14 protein-coding genes are annotated in these 17996 nt (G+C 70.5%); 12 read left to right on the forward strand and 2 right to left on the reverse strand.

The window, feature by feature from the left end; translation table 11 throughout:
• The coding region (locus tag IT293_21840) for a DUF1800 domain-containing protein (protein MCC6767301.1) at window positions 1–1216 on the reverse strand (1216 nt) is incomplete at its 3' end.
• Here IT293_21840 and IT293_21845 point away from each other — a divergent pair.
• On the forward strand, window positions 1215–2573 hold the full coding sequence (locus tag IT293_21845) for an NAD-dependent epimerase/dehydratase family protein (GenBank protein ID MCC6767302.1): 1359 nt from the start codon (window positions 1215–1217) through the stop codon (window positions 2571–2573). The two genes, IT293_21840 and IT293_21845, sit on opposite strands and share 2 nt — an antisense overlap.
• Before the next feature lie 72 nt (window positions 2574–2645).
• Window positions 2646–3803 carry an acyl-CoA dehydrogenase family protein gene (locus tag IT293_21850; GenBank protein MCC6767303.1) on the forward strand — a complete coding sequence of 386 codons (1158 nt, stop codon included), beginning with the start codon at window positions 2646–2648 and terminating at the stop codon, window positions 3801–3803.
• Between the two features lie 19 nt (window positions 3804–3822).
• On the opposite strand, the gene IT293_21855 is transcribed toward IT293_21850, so the two are convergent.
• Window positions 3823–5469 (reverse strand): acyl-CoA synthetase, encoded by a 1647-nt coding sequence (locus IT293_21855; GenBank protein ID MCC6767304.1) that lies wholly within the window; start codon window positions 5467–5469, stop codon window positions 3823–3825.
• Between the two features lie 99 nt (window positions 5470–5568).
• On the opposite strand from IT293_21855, the gene IT293_21860 reads away from it, so the two are divergent.
• The 10 genes from IT293_21860 to IT293_21905 all read left to right on the forward strand — a co-directional run bounded on the left by IT293_21860 (window position 5569) and on the right by IT293_21905 (window position 17970).
• Entirely contained in the window at window positions 5569–6240 is a 672-nt protein-coding gene (locus tag IT293_21860) for a TetR family transcriptional regulator (GenBank protein ID MCC6767305.1), read from the forward strand.
• On the forward strand, window positions 6237–6698 hold the full coding sequence (locus IT293_21865; GenBank protein MCC6767306.1) for an OB-fold domain-containing protein: 462 nt from the start codon (window positions 6237–6239) through the stop codon (window positions 6696–6698). Before IT293_21860 ends, IT293_21865 begins: the two co-directional genes overlap by 4 nt.
• The gene (locus IT293_21870; protein MCC6767307.1) at window positions 6695–7180 is read left to right on the forward strand and encodes a Zn-ribbon domain-containing OB-fold protein; all 486 of its coding nucleotides are present in this window, start codon (window positions 6695–6697) and stop codon (window positions 7178–7180) included. Before IT293_21865 ends, IT293_21870 begins: the two co-directional genes overlap by 4 nt.
• Window positions 7180–8241 (forward strand): thiolase domain-containing protein, encoded by a 1062-nt coding sequence (locus tag IT293_21875; GenBank protein ID MCC6767308.1) that lies wholly within the window; start codon window positions 7180–7182, stop codon window positions 8239–8241. Before IT293_21870 ends, IT293_21875 begins: the two co-directional genes overlap by 1 nt.
• Complete coding sequence (locus IT293_21880; GenBank protein MCC6767309.1) at window positions 8241–9398, forward strand: thiolase domain-containing protein; 1158 nt, start codon at window positions 8241–8243, stop codon at window positions 9396–9398. The genes IT293_21875 and IT293_21880 overlap by 1 nt, the downstream gene beginning before the upstream one ends.
• Before the next feature lie 64 nt (window positions 9399–9462).
• Window positions 9463–10332 (forward strand): LLM class F420-dependent oxidoreductase, encoded by an 870-nt coding sequence (locus tag IT293_21885; protein MCC6767310.1) that lies wholly within the window; start codon window positions 9463–9465, stop codon window positions 10330–10332.
• Between the two features lie 166 nt (window positions 10333–10498).
• Entirely contained in the window at window positions 10499–11311 is an 813-nt protein-coding gene (locus IT293_21890; GenBank protein ID MCC6767311.1) for an enoyl-CoA hydratase/isomerase family protein, read from the forward strand.
• On the forward strand, window positions 11311–12954 hold the full coding sequence (locus IT293_21895) for an acyl-CoA synthetase (protein MCC6767312.1): 1644 nt from the start codon (window positions 11311–11313) through the stop codon (window positions 12952–12954). Before IT293_21890 ends, IT293_21895 begins: the two co-directional genes overlap by 1 nt.
• A gap of 646 nt (window positions 12955–13600) precedes the next feature.
• Window positions 13601–14839: a cytochrome P450 gene (locus tag IT293_21900; GenBank protein MCC6767313.1), complete on the forward strand. Its 1239-nt coding sequence runs from the start codon at window positions 13601–13603 to the stop codon at window positions 14837–14839.
• Window positions 14840–15447: 608 nt separating this feature from the next.
• Window positions 15448–17970: a hypothetical protein gene (locus IT293_21905; GenBank protein ID MCC6767314.1), complete on the forward strand. Its 2523-nt coding sequence runs from the start codon at window positions 15448–15450 to the stop codon at window positions 17968–17970.
• Window positions 17971–17996 lie beyond the last annotated feature (26 nt).

Raw genomic sequence — 17996 nt, forward strand, 5'->3', positions numbered from 1 at the left:
CGAGCAGCTCGTCGACGACCGGGGCGGCGCTCGTCGCCGAGCGGTCGAAGAGCTTCGTCGGGGTGAGCTTCAGATCGCCGGAGCGGCCGGCGGCGAGCGTCTGCGCGAACTCGAAGCGGGCGAGGAACTGTCCGCTCGAAAGCCAGGCGAGGCCGTTGTTCCAGCCGTTCACGCCGGGCGGCTCGAAGAGGTTCATGCCCATGTCGCCGAGGTGGTCGGGGAGGGTCTTGGCGTTGGTCGAGGCGCGCGTCGCGCGGATCGCGTGGAAGGCGAACTCGCAGGGGTTCTTCACCGTCTGGCTCTTGGCCGCGTCACTGTAGAAATCGTCGTGCAGGAAGATCGATCGCAGGAGGTCGCGGATCACGAAACCGCCGGTGATGAACGGGCCGGTGACCTCGTCGATGCGCGTCTTGGTCGGGCTCGGGTAGGCGAAGTACTCCCAGAGCTTCTTCGCGAGGAAGCGCGGCATCGTGAGCGCGCCGTCGCTGTCGGTGCGGGCGAAGAGCACGTCGAGGACGTTGGTTGCGGGCGGCAGCAGGGTGCCGCTCGCGTCGACCACGCCGAGATTGCCCGTGACGCCGAGGACCGTCTTGCTGCCGCCGTCGAACCGGGTGGGATCGAAGACGCCCGCGTCATCCTCGATCACGAAGCCGGTGAGGGCGCGGGCCATCTCCTGGACGTCGGTCTGCGAGTAGTTCGGCATCCCGTTCAGGTCGTTCACGCCGAGCGCGAAGAGCTCCATCACCTCCCGGCCGTAGTTCTCGTTCGGCTTGCCGACCTTGTTGCGGTTGCCGTCGAGGAACTCGAGCATGGCCGGATCGCGCGTCACCTCGAAGAGGAGGGTCTTGAAGTCGACGAGGCCGTGGCGCCGGAAGAGCGCGTTCTGCCGCGACATCCAGAGGTTGTTCTTGACGATGCTGACTGAGCAGGCGAAGTGATCGTGCCAGAAGAGGCACATCTTCTCCTGGAGCCGGCGCGTGGTTGCCTTGACCATGCGCTTCGCCCACCAGGTGCGCAGCGCCGCGAGGTCCTCCGGGTCGGTGGCGGCGCTGCCGGACTTGCCGGGGCCCTTGGCGCCCGTGCCCTTGACCGTGACGAGCTTCTCGACGGCCGTGGCCTGTCCGTAGCGGACGTACTTCTCGACGTCGCGCTCGTCGCCGCCGAATCCGGCGCGCGAGAGAAGATGCGCGGCGTTCTCCGCGTCCCAAGTGACCATGATCTTCTCCTCCTTTGGAAAGGCGAAGGATCGCGAGCGGTCGTCGGGGAGGAGCGGTGGGCGAGGGCGACGACGAGATCCGATCCGGCCGAAGCCATGCTTACCAAGCGGTCAGGCCGGAGCCAAGCTTTTTTTTGCCAAGACCGGGTACGTGTTGACCCGCCGCGGCGCCTGTGACCCTTGCTCGGGCGATGCCGCGCCTGCAGGTTGGAATCGAGACGTCGTGTGCGGAGGTCCGGCCGCTCGTCGCGGCGGGCTTGCGGCACGTCGTGATGTGGAACGTCGGTCCGCTCGGGGCCGGCGGGAGCCCCGCCGACCTGGCGCGGCGGACGCAGCTCATCTGGAAGCTGAAGAAGCTCGCGACGCGGGTGGCGGCGTGAGCGGACGGACCCTGCTCACCGGCGCGACCGGCACGGTCGGCCACGCGATCGCGCGGGCGCTTCTCGCGGAGGGGCGTGCCGTGCGCGCGCTCGTGCGCGACGTCGAGCGGGGCCGCGAGCTCGTGCCGGATCGCGTCGAGCTCGTCGCGGGCGACGTCACCGATGCGGCCTCGGTGCGGCGCGCGGTCGCCGGCTGCGACGTCGTGTACCACGCCTCCGGTCTCCCCGAGCAGTGGCTCCCCGATCCCGCCACCTTCCGGCGCGTCAACTACGAGGGGACGCGCCACGTGCTCGAGGCCGCCCTTGCCGAGAACGTGCGATCGTTCCTCTACACGAGCACGATCGACGTCTTCGTGATGCCGCCCGGCGAGCCCTTCGACGAGTCGCGCCTCGACCCCGCGCCGAAGGCGACGCCGTACGAGCGATCGAAGCAGGAGGCCGATCGCCTCGTGGCCGCGGCGCTCGAGCGCGGCCTGCCGGCGCGCTTCCTCCATCCCTCGGGCGTGTACGGCCCGGCGCCGGTGCCGACCGGGGTGAACGACTTCGTCCGCCGGCTCGCGCGCGGCGAGATCCCGATGCTCCTGCCGGGCGGCATGCCGGTCGTCTTCGCGGCCGACGTCGCGCGGGGGCACCTGCTCGCCGAGCGCAAGGCGCCGGTCGGCGGGCGCTTCATCCTCAGCGAGTCGTATCGGAGCCTCGAGGACATGGCGCGCGTGGTGCAGCAGTACGTGCCGACCGCGCGCATCCCGGCGATCCTGCCGCGCTGGGTCGCCAAGGCCGTCTCCACGACCGGCGAGCTGTGGGCGAGGTTCAGCGGCATGGCCCCGCTCATCCCGAGCGGTCAGCTGCACTTCCTGACCATCGAGGCGCGGCCGTCGTCCGCCAGGGCGCAGCGCGAGCTCGGCTGGGAGCCGACGTCGTTCGCCGACGGCGTGCGTGTCACGATCGCCGATCTGAAGGCGCACGGGCTGATCTGACGCACGGGCGCGGCTGGCACCGCCGGCGCGTCCTCGCTACAAACCGCGAGCCCACTTCGAAAGGACCCCGCCATGATCACGACGCCCCCGCCCGATCTCTTCGGTACACCGGAGCACGAGCTCTTCCGGCAGACGGTTCGGAAGTTCGTCCAGGAGGAGATGCTGCCCCGCGCCCGTGAGTTCGATCAGAAGGGGCGCTTCGACAAGGCGCTCTACCGGCGCATGGGCGAGCTCGGCATGCTCGGGCTCCGCTACGACCCGAAGTGGGGCGGCGCCGGGCTCGACTGGTCGTATACCGCGGTCATGTTCGAGGAGCTCGCTCAGTGCGACAACGCCGGCGTGACGATGGGTATCAGCGTCCAGACCGACATGGCGACGCCGTCGCTGCACCAGTTCGGCAGCGACGAGCTGCGCACCCGCTACCTCGTCCCGGCGGTGCAGGGCGAGATGGTGGCGGCGATCGCGGTCACCGAGCCCGATGCGGGCTCGGACGTCGCCGGCATCAAGACCCGCGCCGTCCGCGACGGCGACGACTGGGTGATCAACGGCAGCAAGATCTATATCACCAACGCGGCGACCGCCGATTGGCTCTGCCTGCTGGCGATCACCGATCCGGAGGCGGGCTACGGCGGCTATTCGCAGATCGTCGTGCCGACCGACTCGCCGGGCTTCACGTACCAGCTGCTCGACAAGATCGGGAACTGGGGCTCGGACACGGGCCTCCTTTTCTTCGAGGACGTGCGGGTGCCGGTCGCGAACACGATCGGCGAGATCGGACGCGGGTTCCAGCAGCAGATGATGCAGTTCCAGGACGAGCGCCTGATCGCGTGCATCAGCTCCAACGCCGCCACCGAGGGGCTCTGGGAGGCGACCCGCACGTACTGCGAGGAGCGGGTCCTCTTCGGGAAGCCGCTCAGCAAGATGCAGGTCACCCAGTTCAAGTTCGTCGAGATGCTGACCCAGCTGGTCGCCGCGAAGGAGCTCACCTACGCCTGCATCCGCAGGCGCATGCGCGGCGAGGACGCGACGCGCGAGATCTCGATGGCGAAGCTCTTCACCGGCCGCATGTCGCGCCTGGTCGCCGACCAGTGCATCCAGCTGCACGGCGGCTTCGGCTACATGAAGGAGAGTGTCGCGGGGCGCGCCTTCGTCGACTCCCGCCTGATCTCGATCGGCGGGGGCGCCGACGAGGTGATGATCCACTACCTGGCCAAGATGCTCGGCTTCTGAGCTCGACGGAGCATCGCCGCTACGGCGCGAGCGCGCGGCTGGCGAGCTCCTTCGCCCAGGCGTAGTCGGGCTTCCCGGTCGGCGCCCGCCTGACGCTCTCGACGCGGACGAAGGCGCGGGGGAGCTTGTAGCGTGCGAGCTCGGCGCCCGCAGCGTCGCGGAGCTCGTCGTCGGTCGCGCGCGCGTCGGGACGGAGCGCCACGACGGCCGTCACCTGCTCGCCCCAGCGCTCGCTCGGCGTCCCGACCACGAGCACGTCGTACACGGCCGGATGGCGCTTCAACGCCTGCTCGACTTCCTCGGCGAAGATCTTCTCGCCGCCGCTGTTGATGCAGACCGACTCGCGGCCGAGAACCCGGATGGTTCCGTCGTCGTCCAGGTGCGCGCGGTCGCCGGGGATGGCGCAGCGTACGCCGGCGATCGTGGGGTACGTGCGCCGGGTCTTCGCCTCGTCGCCGAGGTAACCGAGCGGGATGTGGCCGGTGCGGGCGAGCCAGCCGATGCTGCGATCGTCGGCGGGGAGCCGGCGCGTCAGTCCCGCGTCGACGACGAAGGTGTGCTGCTGGTCCATCGTGAAGCCGCCGCCGCTCGTGTTGCCCGCTGACATCAAGCTCGCTCCCTGAGCGCCGGTCTCGGAGGCGCCGAAGCCGTCGGCGATCATGATGTCGGGGAGACATTCGAGGAAACCGTGTTTGAGCGGCGCGGAGAAGATGGCGCCCCCCGAGCCGATCACGCGCAGGCTGCCGAGCTCGTACGAGCCCGCACGCAGCTGGTCGAGGAGCGGACGGGCGAAGGCGTCGCCGACGATGGTGAGCGAGACGGCGCGCTCGCGCTCGATGGTGCGCCAGATGTCGTCGGGATCGAGACGGCGGGTCTCGCGCGGTACGATCACGGTGCCGCCCTGGTGGAGCGCGATGAACGCCGTCCAGTGGCCGGCGCCGTGCATGAAGGGCGGCGCGGGGAGGATGCGGTTCATTTCCCCCCAGGCGGTGCGCGCCACGACGTCGGCCATGCTCGTCACGGCCTCCTGGCCGGGGACCTGGCCGCCCATCGCGGAGAAGAAGATGTCGGCCTGCCGCCACAGGACGCCCTTCGGCATGCCGGTCGTGCCGCCGGTGTAGACCATGTAGAGGTCGTCGTCCGTCGTCGCGACGTCGACGGGATCGGCCGAGCTCGCCGCGAGCGCCTCCTCGTAGTCGCGCGCGCCGGGCAGGAGCGGTTGGTCGGTGCCGTCGGCGACCTGGAGCATGAGCGCCATGGACGGCAGCTTCGGCAGGACGCGCGCCAGCATCGGGGCGAAGCTCGCGTGGTAGATGACGGCGCGCGTTCGCGCGTCGCGCAGCAGGTAGACCAGCTCGTCCTCGACGTAGCGGTAGTTGACGTTGAAGGGGACCGCCCGCGCCTTCGCGCTCCCGATCATCGCTTCGAGGTACTCGTGGCCGTTGTAGAGGTAGAGCGCGACGTGGTCTTGCCCGGATTCCCAGGGCGCGAGCTCGCCGCGCTCCCGGTGGCAGCCGAGCTCCGTGCCGAGAAGGAGGTGCGCGAGGCGGCGCGAGCGATCGCGCAGCTCGCGCCATGTGAGACGACGCGTCGTGGTGACGATCGCCTCGCGCTCGGGAACGGCGGCGGCGATGGCTTCGTTCAGATCGGCGAGCGTGTAGGCCATGCGGAGCGAACGCTAGTGAAACACGCCCGCTGCCGCAATCGCCGGGCGGGCGCGCGGATGCTGGACAACGGAATTGAAACATGTTTCAAATCCGCTTCCATGGGCTCGCGGCCGCGCCTCGACGTCTCGCGCTTGCGGACCGACGACGGCGTACCGAAGGCGCGCCTCGCGGCGAGCCAGCTGCGTCGCCACCGGCGCATCGTCGAGGCCGTCGTCGAGCTCGCGGAGAAGGGCGGGTTCGAGGGCGTCCGCCTGCGTGACGTGGCCGAGGTCTCCGAGGTCGCGCTCGGCACCCTCTACAAGTACTTCCACAGCAAGGAGGACATCCTCCTCTTCGCGCTGACCGAGGAGATCGAGAAGCTCGAGCACGCGATGGCGGCGCATCCGGTCGCAGGCAGGACGGCCCTGGCGCGGGTCACGCGCTTCTTCGAGCGGGCGACGCGCGGGATGACGTACCGGCCGCAGTTCGCGCGCGCGATGCTGCGGGCGATGGCGTCGGGCGACGCGCAGGTCGCCTCGAAGGTCGCGAGCTTCCACTCGCGGATGACACGCCTCATCGTCGCGGCGCTGCGCGGCAAGCCCGTGGATCTCAGCCGCGACCTCTCGCCCGCGACGAGCACGGAGCGCGAACGGCAGGTCGCGTTCATGCTGCAGAACGTCTGGTTCGCGTCGCTGGTCGGCTGGGCCGGCGGCTTGCATCCCGTGAAGGACGTCTCCGAGCGCGTCCGGACCGCCGCCGCGCTGATGTACACCAACTACACCGAGGGATGAACCGTATGGCCGAGACCGCATCGGGCCGCCTCACGGCGGCGCACGTGTTGGAGTATCCGTATCGCCGGTCCGTCGGGCCGGTGATGGGGGCGTTCTTCACGGGATTGACGGAGCGCCGCCTGCTCGGCGTGCGCGCCCGCGACGGGCGCGTGCTGGTGCCGCCCGTCGAGTACGACCCGGAGAGCGGGGAGTCGATCGGCGAGATGATCGAGGTCGGGCCCGGCGGTGTCGTCACGACCTGGGCGTGGGTGGAGAAGCCGCGCGCCAAGCATCCGCTCGATCGGCCCTTCGCCTGGGCGCTCGTCCGGCTCGACGGCGCCGGCAGCGCGATGCTCCACGCCGTCGACGCGGGGAGCGCCGCGGCGATGCGGACGGGCATGCGGGTGCGGCCGCGCTGGAAGGCCGAGCCCGAAGGAAACATCCACGACATCGTGTGCTTCGAGCCGGAGCGCGCATGAGCGAGATCACCAACATCGTGACGCCGATTCGCCTCGACTACACGTATACGGCGGGGCACGCGACGCAGCGCTTCCTCCTCGGCATGGCGGAAGGCCGCATCCTCGGCCAGCGCTGCCCCGAGTGCGCCAAGGTCTACGTGCCGCCGCGCGGCGCCTGTCCGAAGTGCGGGGTGCCGACCACCGACGAGGTGGAGGTGACGGGGAAGGGCACCGTCACGACGTTCTGCATCGTCCGCATCCCGTCCGACGTGCTGTCGGTGCCTCCGCCCTTCACGTGCGCGCACGTGCTGCTCGACGGCGCCGACCTGCCGTTCTTCGCCCTCATCCAGGAGTGCGACTTCGACGCCGTGCGCATGGGCATGCGCGTCGAGGCGGTATGGGCGCCGAAGGCGGAGCTCGCCGCGACCTTCGAGAGCATCCGCTACTTCCGGCCGATCGACGAGCCCGACGCGCCGTACGAGACCTACAAGGAGCACCTCTGATGCCGTCGCGCGACGTGGCGATCGTGGGATTCGCGCAGTCGGCGAGCGTCCGGCGCGAGGCCTCGAGGAACGAGGTCGAGATGCTGATGCCGATCCTGCAGGAGGCCAAGCGGCAGGCGGGCCTGCGGGGACGGGACATCGGCGTCACGGTGTCGGGGAGCTGCGACTACCTCGCCGGGCAGCCGTTCGCGTTCGTGAGCGCGCTCGACGCGGTCGGCGCGTGGCCGCCGATCGTCGAGTCGCACGTCGAGATGGACGGCGCGTGGGCGCTCTACGAGGCGTGGGTGAAGCTGCAGACGGGCGAGGCCGACTCGGCGCTCGTCTACGCCTTCGGGAAGTCCTCGATGGGAGACCTCCCGGAGGTGCTGACGATCCAGCTCGATCCGTACACGACGGCGCCGCTCTGGCCCGATGCGGTCTCGCTCGCGGCGCTCCAGGCGCGGGCGTACCTCGAGAAGACCGGGACGAGCGAGCGGGATCTCGCCGAGGTGGCGTTCCGGAGTCGGCGCGCGGCGGCGGCGAATCCGAAGGCGCAGGTGCGGACGTCGGCCGACGCCGAGACGCTGCTCGCCACGCCCTACCTGGTCTCGCCGCTGCGCGCCCACGACTGTCCGCCCATCTCCGACGGCTGCGCCGCGATCGTGCTCGCCTGCGGCGACGCCGTGAAGAAGAGCGCGATGACGCCGGTCTGGATCCGCGGCATCGACCATCGCATCGAGGCGCACGCGCTCGGCGTCCGCGACCTCACGACGTCGCCATCGACGAAGCTCGCCGGGGAGAAGGCGGGCGTGGGTAAGGGGCGGGTCGACCTCGCCGAGCTGCACGCGCCGTTCACGCACCAGGAGCTGATCCTGCGCGAGGCGCTCGGCCTCGGGGCCGGCGTGGACGTGAACCCGTCGGGCGGCGCGCTCGCGGCGAATCCGATGATGGTCGCGGGACTGGTGCGCATCGGCGAAGCGGCGGCGCGCCTCGCCGGCGGGGCCGGGAAGCGGGCCGTCGCGCACGCGACCTCCGGGCCGTGCCTGCAGCAGAATCTGGTCTGCGTGCTGGAGAGGGACTAATGGCAGAGCGTTGCGCCGTCATCGGCATCGGTCAGACGAAGCACGACGTGAAGCGCACCGACGTGTCGCTTCCGGGGCTCCTGCGCGAGGCGGTCGATCGCGCCTTTGCCGACGCGGGCGTCGGCTGGCGCGACATCGACGCGGTCGTGATCGGCAAGGCGCCCGACATGTTCGAAGGCACGATGATGCCCGAGCTCTACCTCGCCGACGCGCTCGGCGCGGCCGGGAAGCCGATGCTGCGCGTGCATACGGCGGGCAGCGTCGGGGGCTCGACCGCGATCGTCGCGGCGCACCTGATCCAGGCGGGCATCCACGAGCGGGTGCTGACGGTCGCCTACGAGAAGCAGAGCGAGGGCAACGCCATGTGGGCGCTCACCGTCCGCATCCCGTTCCAGCAGGCGATCGTCGCCGGCGCGGGCGGCTACTTCGCGCCGCTCATCCGCGCCTACATGCGGCGTTCGGGTGCTCCCGAGGACACCGGCGTCAAGGTGGCCCTCAAGGACCGGCGAAACGCGCCGAAGAACCCGTACTCCCACCTCGTCTTCCCCGATGTCACCTACGAGATGATCGAGGGGTCGCCCATGCTCTGGGATCCGATCCGCTACATGGAGACGTGTCCTTCGTCGGACGGCGCGTGCGCGATGGTGCTCGCGAGCGACGCGGCGGCGAAGAAGGCGAAGCACAAGCCGGCCTGGGTGCACGGCACCGCCATGCGGAGCGAGCCGACCATGTTCGCGGGGCGCGACCTCGTGAACCCGCGGGCCGGCCGCGATTGCGCGGCCGAGCTCTACAAGAAGGCCGGCATCACCGATCCGCGCAAGGAGCTCGACTGCGCCGAGGTGTACGTTCCGTTCAGCTGGTTCGAGCCGATGTGGATGGAGAACCTCGGGTTCGCGCCGGAAGGGGAGGGCTGGAAGATGACGCAGGAGGGGGCGACGGCGCTCGACGGCGACATGCCGATCAACGCCTCGGGCGGCGTGCTCTCGTCGAACCCGATCGGCGCCTCGGGCATGATCCGTTTCGCCGAGGCGGCGCTGCAGGTGCGCGGCCTCGCGGGGGAGCACCAGGTGCCGGGCGCCGCACGCGCGCTCGGGCACGCCTACGGCGGCGGCTCGCAGTTCTTCGCGATGTGGATCGTCGGGAGCGAACGGCCGTGAGCGCGCCCGGGGCGCGCCGGCATGCGGACGGGCGGACCGGCGTGCGGCCGACGGCGGGCGCGTCGTGAGGTTCTGGCAGTCCGTCGCGTTCGCGGCGCCCGACGAGCTGCTCGAGCTCGCACGGACCGCGGAGCAGGTCGGCTTCCACGGCGTCTTCTGCTCCGAGCACGTCTTCTTTCCGGAGCGCCTCGCCTCGAAGTACCCGTATTCGCCGGACGGGACGCCGCTGTTCACCGCCGAGACGCCGTGGCTCGATCCGTGGGTGCAGATCGCGGCGATGGCGGCGGTGACCCGGACCCTGCGCTTCGTGACGGGCGTCTACATCCTGCCGCTGCGGCATCCGCTCGAGGTGGCGAAGACGGTGGCGAGCGTGGCGCTGCTCTCGGGAGACCGGGTCGGCCTCGGCATCGGCGCCGGCTGGATGCGGGAGGAGTTCGACGTCCTCGGCCGCGAGTTCGCCGGACGCGGCAGGCGCATGGACGAACAGATTGCCGTCCTGCGCAAGGTATGGGCGGGCGGCATGGTCGAGCACCACGGGGCGCATTACGACTTTCCGCGCCTGCAGATGTCGCCCGCGCCGCGGGTGGCGCCGCCGATCCTGATCGGCGGGCAGAGCGAGGCGGCGTTCAAACGCGCGGCGCGCCTCGGAGACGGCTGGGTCGGGTCGGGGCACGCGCCGGCGCAGGTGCTGGAGGTGATGCGGCGCCTGAACGAGCTCCGGCGCGCGGCGGGCCGCGAGCGCGAGCCGTTCGACGCGATCCTCGTCCTGAGCGCGCCCGCGGAGGTCGACGACCTGCGGCGCTTCGAGGACGCCGGCGTCACCTCGCTGGTGAGCTGGCCGCTCACGTTCACGCTCGGTCCGCAGGCGACCATGGACGAGAAGCGGCGGTACCTCGAGGCCTACGCCAACGACGTGATCGCGAAGCTGCGCTGAGGCCGGTGCGCGGCCGCGCACCGGCCGCTTTGAAAGAAATGAAACCCGTTATACTTTTCCCGTGTCGCGTCGCCGGTGGCGACGCCAGCCTCTCCCAAGGAGCTTCCGTGCACACTCGTCGCAGCGACACCTTCGGTAGCGACCCTGCGGGCGCGTGAGCGTCGTCATGGCGGAACCCGCGCTGATCTACGAGAAGGAGGGCCACGTCGCGACCCTCACGATGAACCGGCCCGAGGTGCGGAACGCCTTGAACGCCGAGATGCTCTGCCGCCTCGCCGACGCGTGGCAGGACGTCAACGACGACCCCGGGATCCGCGTCGCCATCCTGACGGGCGCGGGCGAGCAGGCGTTTTGCGCCGGCGCCGACCTCGACCGGCTCGTGCGGATGATGCAGGGGCAGCGCCCGCCCGAGACCGACTACGACCGGCGGATCATCGCGGACGTGCCCATCATTTATAAGGGGCTGTTGCGGAACTACGACGTCGTGAAGCCCATCGTGGCGGCCGTGAAGGGGTTTTGCGTCGCCGGCGGCAGCGAGATCCTGCAGACCACCGACGTCCGGATCGCCGCCGAGGACGCCCGGTTCGCCATCGCCGAGGTGAAGCACGGGCTCTTCCCCATGGGCGGATCGACGGCGCGGCTGGCGCGGCAGATCCCGTTCTGCCACGCCATGGAGATCCTCCTCATGGGCGAGCAGTTCTCCGCGGCGGACGCCCTCAGGATCGGCCTCGTGAACCGCGTCGTCCCGGCGAGCGAGGTGATGTCCGAGGCGCGGCGTTGCGCCGAGGTCATCGCGCGCAACGGTCCGCTCGCCGTACAGGCCGTGAAGCGCTCCGTGCTCGCGGGGCTCGGCCGACCGACGGCCGAGGCCCTCGATCTGGAGCAGCAGTTCGGGATTCCCGTGTCGATGTCGCAAGACGCCAAAGAGGGGACGCGCGCCTTCAAGGAGAAGCGCACCCCCGTCTTCCAAGGACAGTGATGAAGATCCATCTCGGTCTCCTCCAGGAGCTCGTCGCGGAGCTGCTCCCCGATCACGAAGCGATCATCGCCAAGGATCGCATCCTCACGCACCGCGATCTCGCCGAGCGCAGTCGCCGCTTCGCGCGCGTACTCGCGGCGCGCGGCCTCGGCTGCCGCAAGGAGCGCGGCGAGCTCCAGCCCTGGGAGTCCGGCCACGATCACGTCGCGGTCTACCTCTACAACTGCCCCGAATACCTCGAGGCGATGTACGGGAGCTACAAGGCGCGCGCGGCGGCGGTGAACATCAACTACCGCTACAAGGCCGACGAGCTGCACTACCTGCTCGACGACTCGAGCGCGCGCGCGATCGTGTACCACGCCGTGTTCGCGCCGCTGCTCGCCGAGGTGCGCGGCCGCTTGCCGAAGCTCGAGCACCTCTTTCAGATCTCCGACGAGTCCGGAAACGCCCTCCTACCGGGCGCGATCGACTACGAGGCGGCGCTCGCCTCCGAGCCGGCGACGATGCTGGCCCTGCCGTTCAGCTCGGACGACCTGTACGTCCTCTACACCGGCGGCACGACCGGAATCCCGAAGGGCGTGCTCTGGCGGCACGAGGACGTGTTCTTCAACGGGCTCGGCGGCAATCTGCCGCACTTCGGGCGCCTCGACACCGAGGAGAAGCTCCGCAGCCACATCACGATGGGCGTCGGCGGCCGGTCGCTCATCTGTCTGCCGTTCATGCACGGCGCCGGGCAGTGGAACTCGTTCAATTCCTTCCATCGCGGCGGTACGATCGTGCTTCCCGACGAGACGAAGCGGCTCGACGCGCACGCGGTCTGGCGGGCGGTCGAGAAGTACGGATGCGACCAGATCGGCATCATCGGCGACGCCTTCGCTCGGCCGCTCATCAGCGCTCAGCGTGAGGGCAAGTACGACCTCTCCTCGCTGCGCGTGCTGGTGAGCACGGCGGCGGTGCTGTCGCCGACGGTCAAGCAGGAGCTGCTCGCGGAGTTGCCGCCGGTCATGGTGATCGAGAGCATCGGCGCTTCGGAGCTGGGGATGCAGGCGATGGCCAACGACACGGAATCGGGTCAGAAGGGCCTGCCGGCGTATCAGCTCCGCGAGGGCACCGTGCTCCTGAAGCAGGATCGGAGCGGCGAACTCGCGCCGGGAACCGACGAGACCGGATGGATCACCAGCACCGGCGACCTCTGCCTCGGGTACATGGGCGACGAGGAGAAGACGCGCGCCACCTTCCAGACGATCCACGGCAAGCGGTACGCGATCGGCGGCGACCGCGGGCGCTTCCTGCCCGACGGCCGCGTGCTCTTCCTCGGACGCGACTCCTCCTGCATCAACAGCGGCGGCGAGAAGATCTACGCGGAAGAGGTGGAGCGCATCGTGAAGAGCCATCCGGCGGTGTACGACGCGCTCGTGGTCGGCGTTCCGAACGAGCGCTGGGGGCAGCAGGTGACGGCCGTCATGGCCCTCGCGCCGGGCAGCGCCGCGCCCACGCTCGAGGAGCTGCGGGCGCACTGCGCGCCGCATCTCGCCGACTACAAGCTCCCGAAGGGCATCGTGATCGTGCCCGAGGTGGGGCGGGCGCCGAACGGCAAGCCGGACTACGAGTCGGCGAAGCGGGCGGCGCTCGCGGCCGACTGACCATGGCCACACGTCGGCGGACCCGGAACCCCCGCGTCTTCGGTGATCATCGAGATAGGTGGCCGGAACGCGTAGTGTCCCGTTTCATTTGCGCGGGGCGGATCAATCGGTGGCAGCAGGCAGGCGGGTCGGGGACGGGTCCTACGGTCGCGGGGTCGCTGACGCCCAGCGCTTGAAGCCCGCCGCAGCCTCTCCGCCCTGCGGTCAAGCGAGCTGCCGCTCCCCGGACCCATCCCCGATCCGCCCGCCTGTTGCGTCATGATCACCCGAGCTCTCGGAGCCGACGGTTCGGGACGGAAGTGTCCACGGCCGTGGATCGTCCTTGCCGCCAGGACTCGCCGGCGGGTGGGTCTGGGAGTGCTTCGGGGAGCCCCACCTCGCTCGCCGTGCCCTCGGAGAGGGCGCGCAAGCCAGGGCCGCACCGGCGGGCAGTAGGCGCGGGGTGTCAGGAACCGGGCGACCGTAGATGGGATCCCGGACTCACTCGGCGGCGACACCACGCGAAGACCGATCGCGGCGGATCGAGACTCCAGCGGACGATCAACCCGAGACACTACCCCGGGACGTCACGTCTCGACGTCGCTGAACGCGGGGTCTAAGGTGCGGCCGTCCCCCGGCGGGGGAACGACTCCAGAAGGAGGCCGACGTGACCACCATCGATCCGGCGACGCTCGACGTCGCGAGCCCCGAGCACTACGAGCAGCACGGGTATCCGCACGCCGAGTGGACGTGGATGCGGCGCCACGATCCGGTCTTCTGGTACGAGCGGCCGAACGTCGACCCGTTCTGGGCGATCACCAAGCACGCCGACATCATCAAGCTCGGGAAGCAGCCCGAGCGCTTCCTGAATGCGCCGCGGATGGCCGTCTTCACGCGCGATCTGCCGCCGCCGGAGGAAGGCACGTCCCGCCACCTCCTCAACATGGACCCGCCCGACCACGGCAAGTACCGCAAGGTGACGAGCCAGTGGTTCACGCCGCGCGCCATCCGCAGCATGGACGCCAAGGTCGCCCGGGTCACGCGCGAGGTCCTCGACGCCGCCGCGGAGGTCGCCGACGCGGACTTCGTGCGCGACGTGTCGGCGAAGATCACGATCGCGGTGATCGCCGAGATGCTGGGCGTGCCGCGCGCCGACTGGGACAAGCTCTTCCGCTGGACCAACGAGATCATCGCGCCGCAGGATCCGGAGTTCCAGCACGGCGCGACGGCGCAGGCGACGATCGACCAGGCGCGCATCGAACTCTTCATCTACTTCGACGAGCTCGCCAAGCGGCGACGCGTGGAGCCCGCCGACGACATCGTGAGCGTCGTCGCGAACGGCCAGGTGAACGGGGCGCCGCTGCCGCCGGTCGAGCTGCTGTCGTACTTCTTCCTGCTGGTGGTCGCCGGGAACGAGACGACGCGCAACGCCATGACCGGCGGTATGCTCGCGCTCCTCGAGCACCCCGGCGAGTGGCGGAAGCTGCGGGCCGACGCGGGGCTGGTCGACCGCGCCGTCGAGGAGATCGTGCGCTGGACGACGCCCGTCATCCAATTCTGCCGGACCGCGACGGAAGACTACGAGCTGCGGGGCAAGACGATCCGCAAGGGGCAGGCGGTCTGCCTCTTCTACTCGTCGGGGAACCGGGACGAGGAGGTCTTTCCCGATCCGTTCGCGTTCCGCGTCGACCGCGATCCGAATCCGCACATCGGGTTCGGGATGGGAGAGCACGTCTGTCTCGGCGCACATCTCGCCCGGCTCGAGTTGCGGCACGCGTTCGCGCAACTCCGCGAGCGGCTCGTGCGTTGCGAGTCGAGCGGGCCCGCCGAGCGGGTGCGCTCGAGCTTCGTCGGCGGCATCAAGCGCGCGCCGATGCGGTGGGAGATCCGCGCGACGGCGGCCTGAAAGACCCGGCCGTTCGCCGCTTCCGCCGGCGGGTGTCACAGCGCTGCACGATGCCGTGACGGCGCACCGCCGGACGCCCCGAACCGTCGGACCCTCGTGGATGTGCAACCTTCCGATTTCGCGCCGTTTTGTCCGTGTGCTCGCCATGTGACACCAGGACCGTGCCTATAGAGCTCTCGGCACGGCGCATGCTTCTTCGTCCGCGTCGGATGGCGCCGAGTCCGAGCGCTTGCCGGCCCGGCTGGGTTCCTGTACCGGGTCGCAGGGGTGGTTGCCGCAGCGGCGGTGGAAGCGGGGTGGTGGTGGGTCAGCCGAGCCGAGCTCTTCGCGTCTCCTCTACACGATCGTCGATGAGTGCGACTTGCTCGAGCAAGGACCGCGGCGTCCGCGCGGCGAACCGTGACGCTCGCCGCTTTTGTGCCGCGCAACTGGGTGGCGCGGCGCGCGTGCTGCGGACGCACGAGCGCGAAAAGCCACGACTCCGCGATGGCGTCCGCCGTGCGGCGCGCTTCGTGCATCCGCTGTCGCTCCGTGACCGTCCAGCCACGAGCCCGCGTTCCGAATCCTCTCCGTCGGTGGTCACCAACTCGCCGCGAGGGAGATTCGCAATGCAAGCTCGTTCCGCTCTGATCACCGGCGCGCTCTTCGTCGCGTTGATGGTCGTGGGTCCCACCGCCGGAGTCGAGGCGGCGATGTCGACGCCGATTGCGAGCGCGGTCGCGACCTCGAGCAGCGGCATCCGCGTGTCCTGGAGCGACACGAACGTGAACGTCGGGAGCTTCTATCTCGAGCGGAGCTTCAAGAAGAAGAGCGGGTTCCGGCGGATCGCGATCCTCTCCGGGAACGTGCGGAGCTACGAGGACGGCGGGCTGCTGGCCGCCACCACGTATTACTACCGAATGCGCGCCAAGTCGGGATCGACGTACTCCCGCCGATCGACGGTCGTGGACGCGACCACGCACCTCGCGAGCGCGCCGACCGCGACCCGGACGGCGACGATCGCACCGACCTCGACCGCGACGCCGCGTCCGACGACCACCGCCGTGGCGACTGCGAGCGCGACGCGCACCGCGACCCCCGTGCGGACGGCCACCCGGACGGCGACCCCGGCCGCGACCGCGACGCGCACCGCCACGCAGACACCCGTCCCGACCCGGACGCCGGTCGGCACGGCGACGGCCATGCCAACCGCGACGCGTACCGCGACGCCGGTGGCGACGGCGACGCCGACCCGCACCGCGACGCCGACCCGCACCGCGACGCCGGCGCCGACCGCGACGGCGGCCGCGATCTTCGACCCGCTGCTCGTCGGCTTCCTGCCCGGGGTCGGGGCGGCGATGGACGCGGCCGTGAGCGGCGCGACCGCGTACGTCGCGTCGGATCCGTTCGCGTTGACGAGCGTCGACGTCACGACGCCGACCCTTCCCGTGGTCGATGCGACCTCCGACGTGCCCGCGGCCGGCACGCACGTCGCGATCGCCGGGAGCCGCGCGGTGGTTACGACCGTCGAGGGGGGAGTCGCCCACGTGCGCGTCCTCGATCTTTCGACCGGCGTCCGCATGGTGGGCGATCTCGCCACGACGGCAACGTCGATCTTGGACGTCGCGGTGAGCCGCACCGGCACCGTCGCCGTCGTCGCGCTTGGCGCGAGCGGGATCTGGGTGATCGACCTCGCGAATCCGGCCGCGCCCGTCCGGCGCGGCACGCTCGACACGGCGGGCGTCGCCTTCGCGGTCGCGGTGAACGACACGGGCTCGCTCGCCTACGTCGCCGACGGTAGCGGCGGTCTCAAGATCCTGAGCCTCGCGAATCCGAGCGCGCCGTCGCAGATCGGGAGCCTCGCGGTGAGCGGGATCCAGCGCGACGTCGCGCTCCAGGGCTCGGTCGTCTATCTCGCCGATCAGATGGGACGGCTCGTGACGGTGGACGTCGCGAACCCGAACACGCCGGTGCAGCTCGGCGCGCTGGTGCTGGGACGGTACGTTTTCAACGTGGCCGTGGAGGGGACGCGGGCGGTCCTCCATAGCGCGGATTCGGTGGCGTACCTCGACGTCGTCGACATCGCGTCGCCGGCCAATCCGGCGACCCTCGGGAGCGTCGCGGTCGACGCGGCGGGCGGCATCAAGGGGCTCGCGCTCGGCGGCGGGCGGGCGTACGTGGCCAACGGCGCCGCCGGCCTCAAGATCTACGATCTCGGTGCGGCGCCGGCCATTCGAGCGACCATGAAGGACGCCTTCACCGCGACGCGCATCGCCGCGGCCGACACGCTCGCGGTGCTGAGCGGCGCGCATGCCGCGAGCAATACGGCGCGCCTCCAGGTGGTCGACATCGAGAATCCGACGCTTCCGGTCGTGCTCGGCGAGCTCCCGACCACCGTGACCGCCGCCGGTATTCTCGACGTGGCCGTGAACCGCGCGGGGACCTTCGCCGCGACGGCGATGGGCGCGAGCGGCATCTGGATCGTCGATCTCCGAGATCCGACGACGCCCGTCCGCGTCGGAACCTTCGATACGGCTGGCACGGCGTTCGCGGTCGCGTTCGACGCGAGCGGCGCCATCGTCTACGTGGCGGACGGCAGCGGCGGGCTCAAAGTGGTGAGCGTGGTGATTCCGAGCGCTCCCGCCCAGGTGGGGAGCCTCACGGTGAGCGGCATCCAGCGCGACGTCGCGGTGCAGGGAGGCGTCGCCTATCTCGCCGACCAGATGGGGCGGCTCGTGACGGTCGACGTCGCGACGCCGACGGCGCCGCGGCAGCTCGGCGCCGTCACGCTCGGTCGCTACGCGTACGGCGTGGCGGTCGAGGGTGGTCGGGCCGTGATGCATTCGGCGGACTCGACGGCGTATCTCGACGTCGTCGACGTCGGCGCACCCGCGACGCCCGTCGTGCTCGGCAGTGTGGCCGTCGACGCGGCGGGCGGCATCAAGGGGCTCGCGCTCGCGGGCGGGCGCGCGTTCCTGGCGAACGCGGCCCAGCGCGTCCGCGTGTACGATCTCGCGACTCCGAGCGTCCCGACGCAGGTCGGCAGCGGCTATGCGGTCGGTGCCGCGAACGACGTGGCCGCGGGCAGCGGGGCGGCGTTCGTCGCGGACGCGGCCGCCGGCATCGCGATCGTCGATCTCTACGCGAACTGAGCGTCGGATCGCCGTACGCGTCGAGT

It is taken from the genome of Deltaproteobacteria bacterium (assembly GCA_020848745.1).
Classification (GTDB): domain Bacteria; phylum Desulfobacterota; class Binatia; order UTPRO1; family UTPRO1; genus UTPRO1.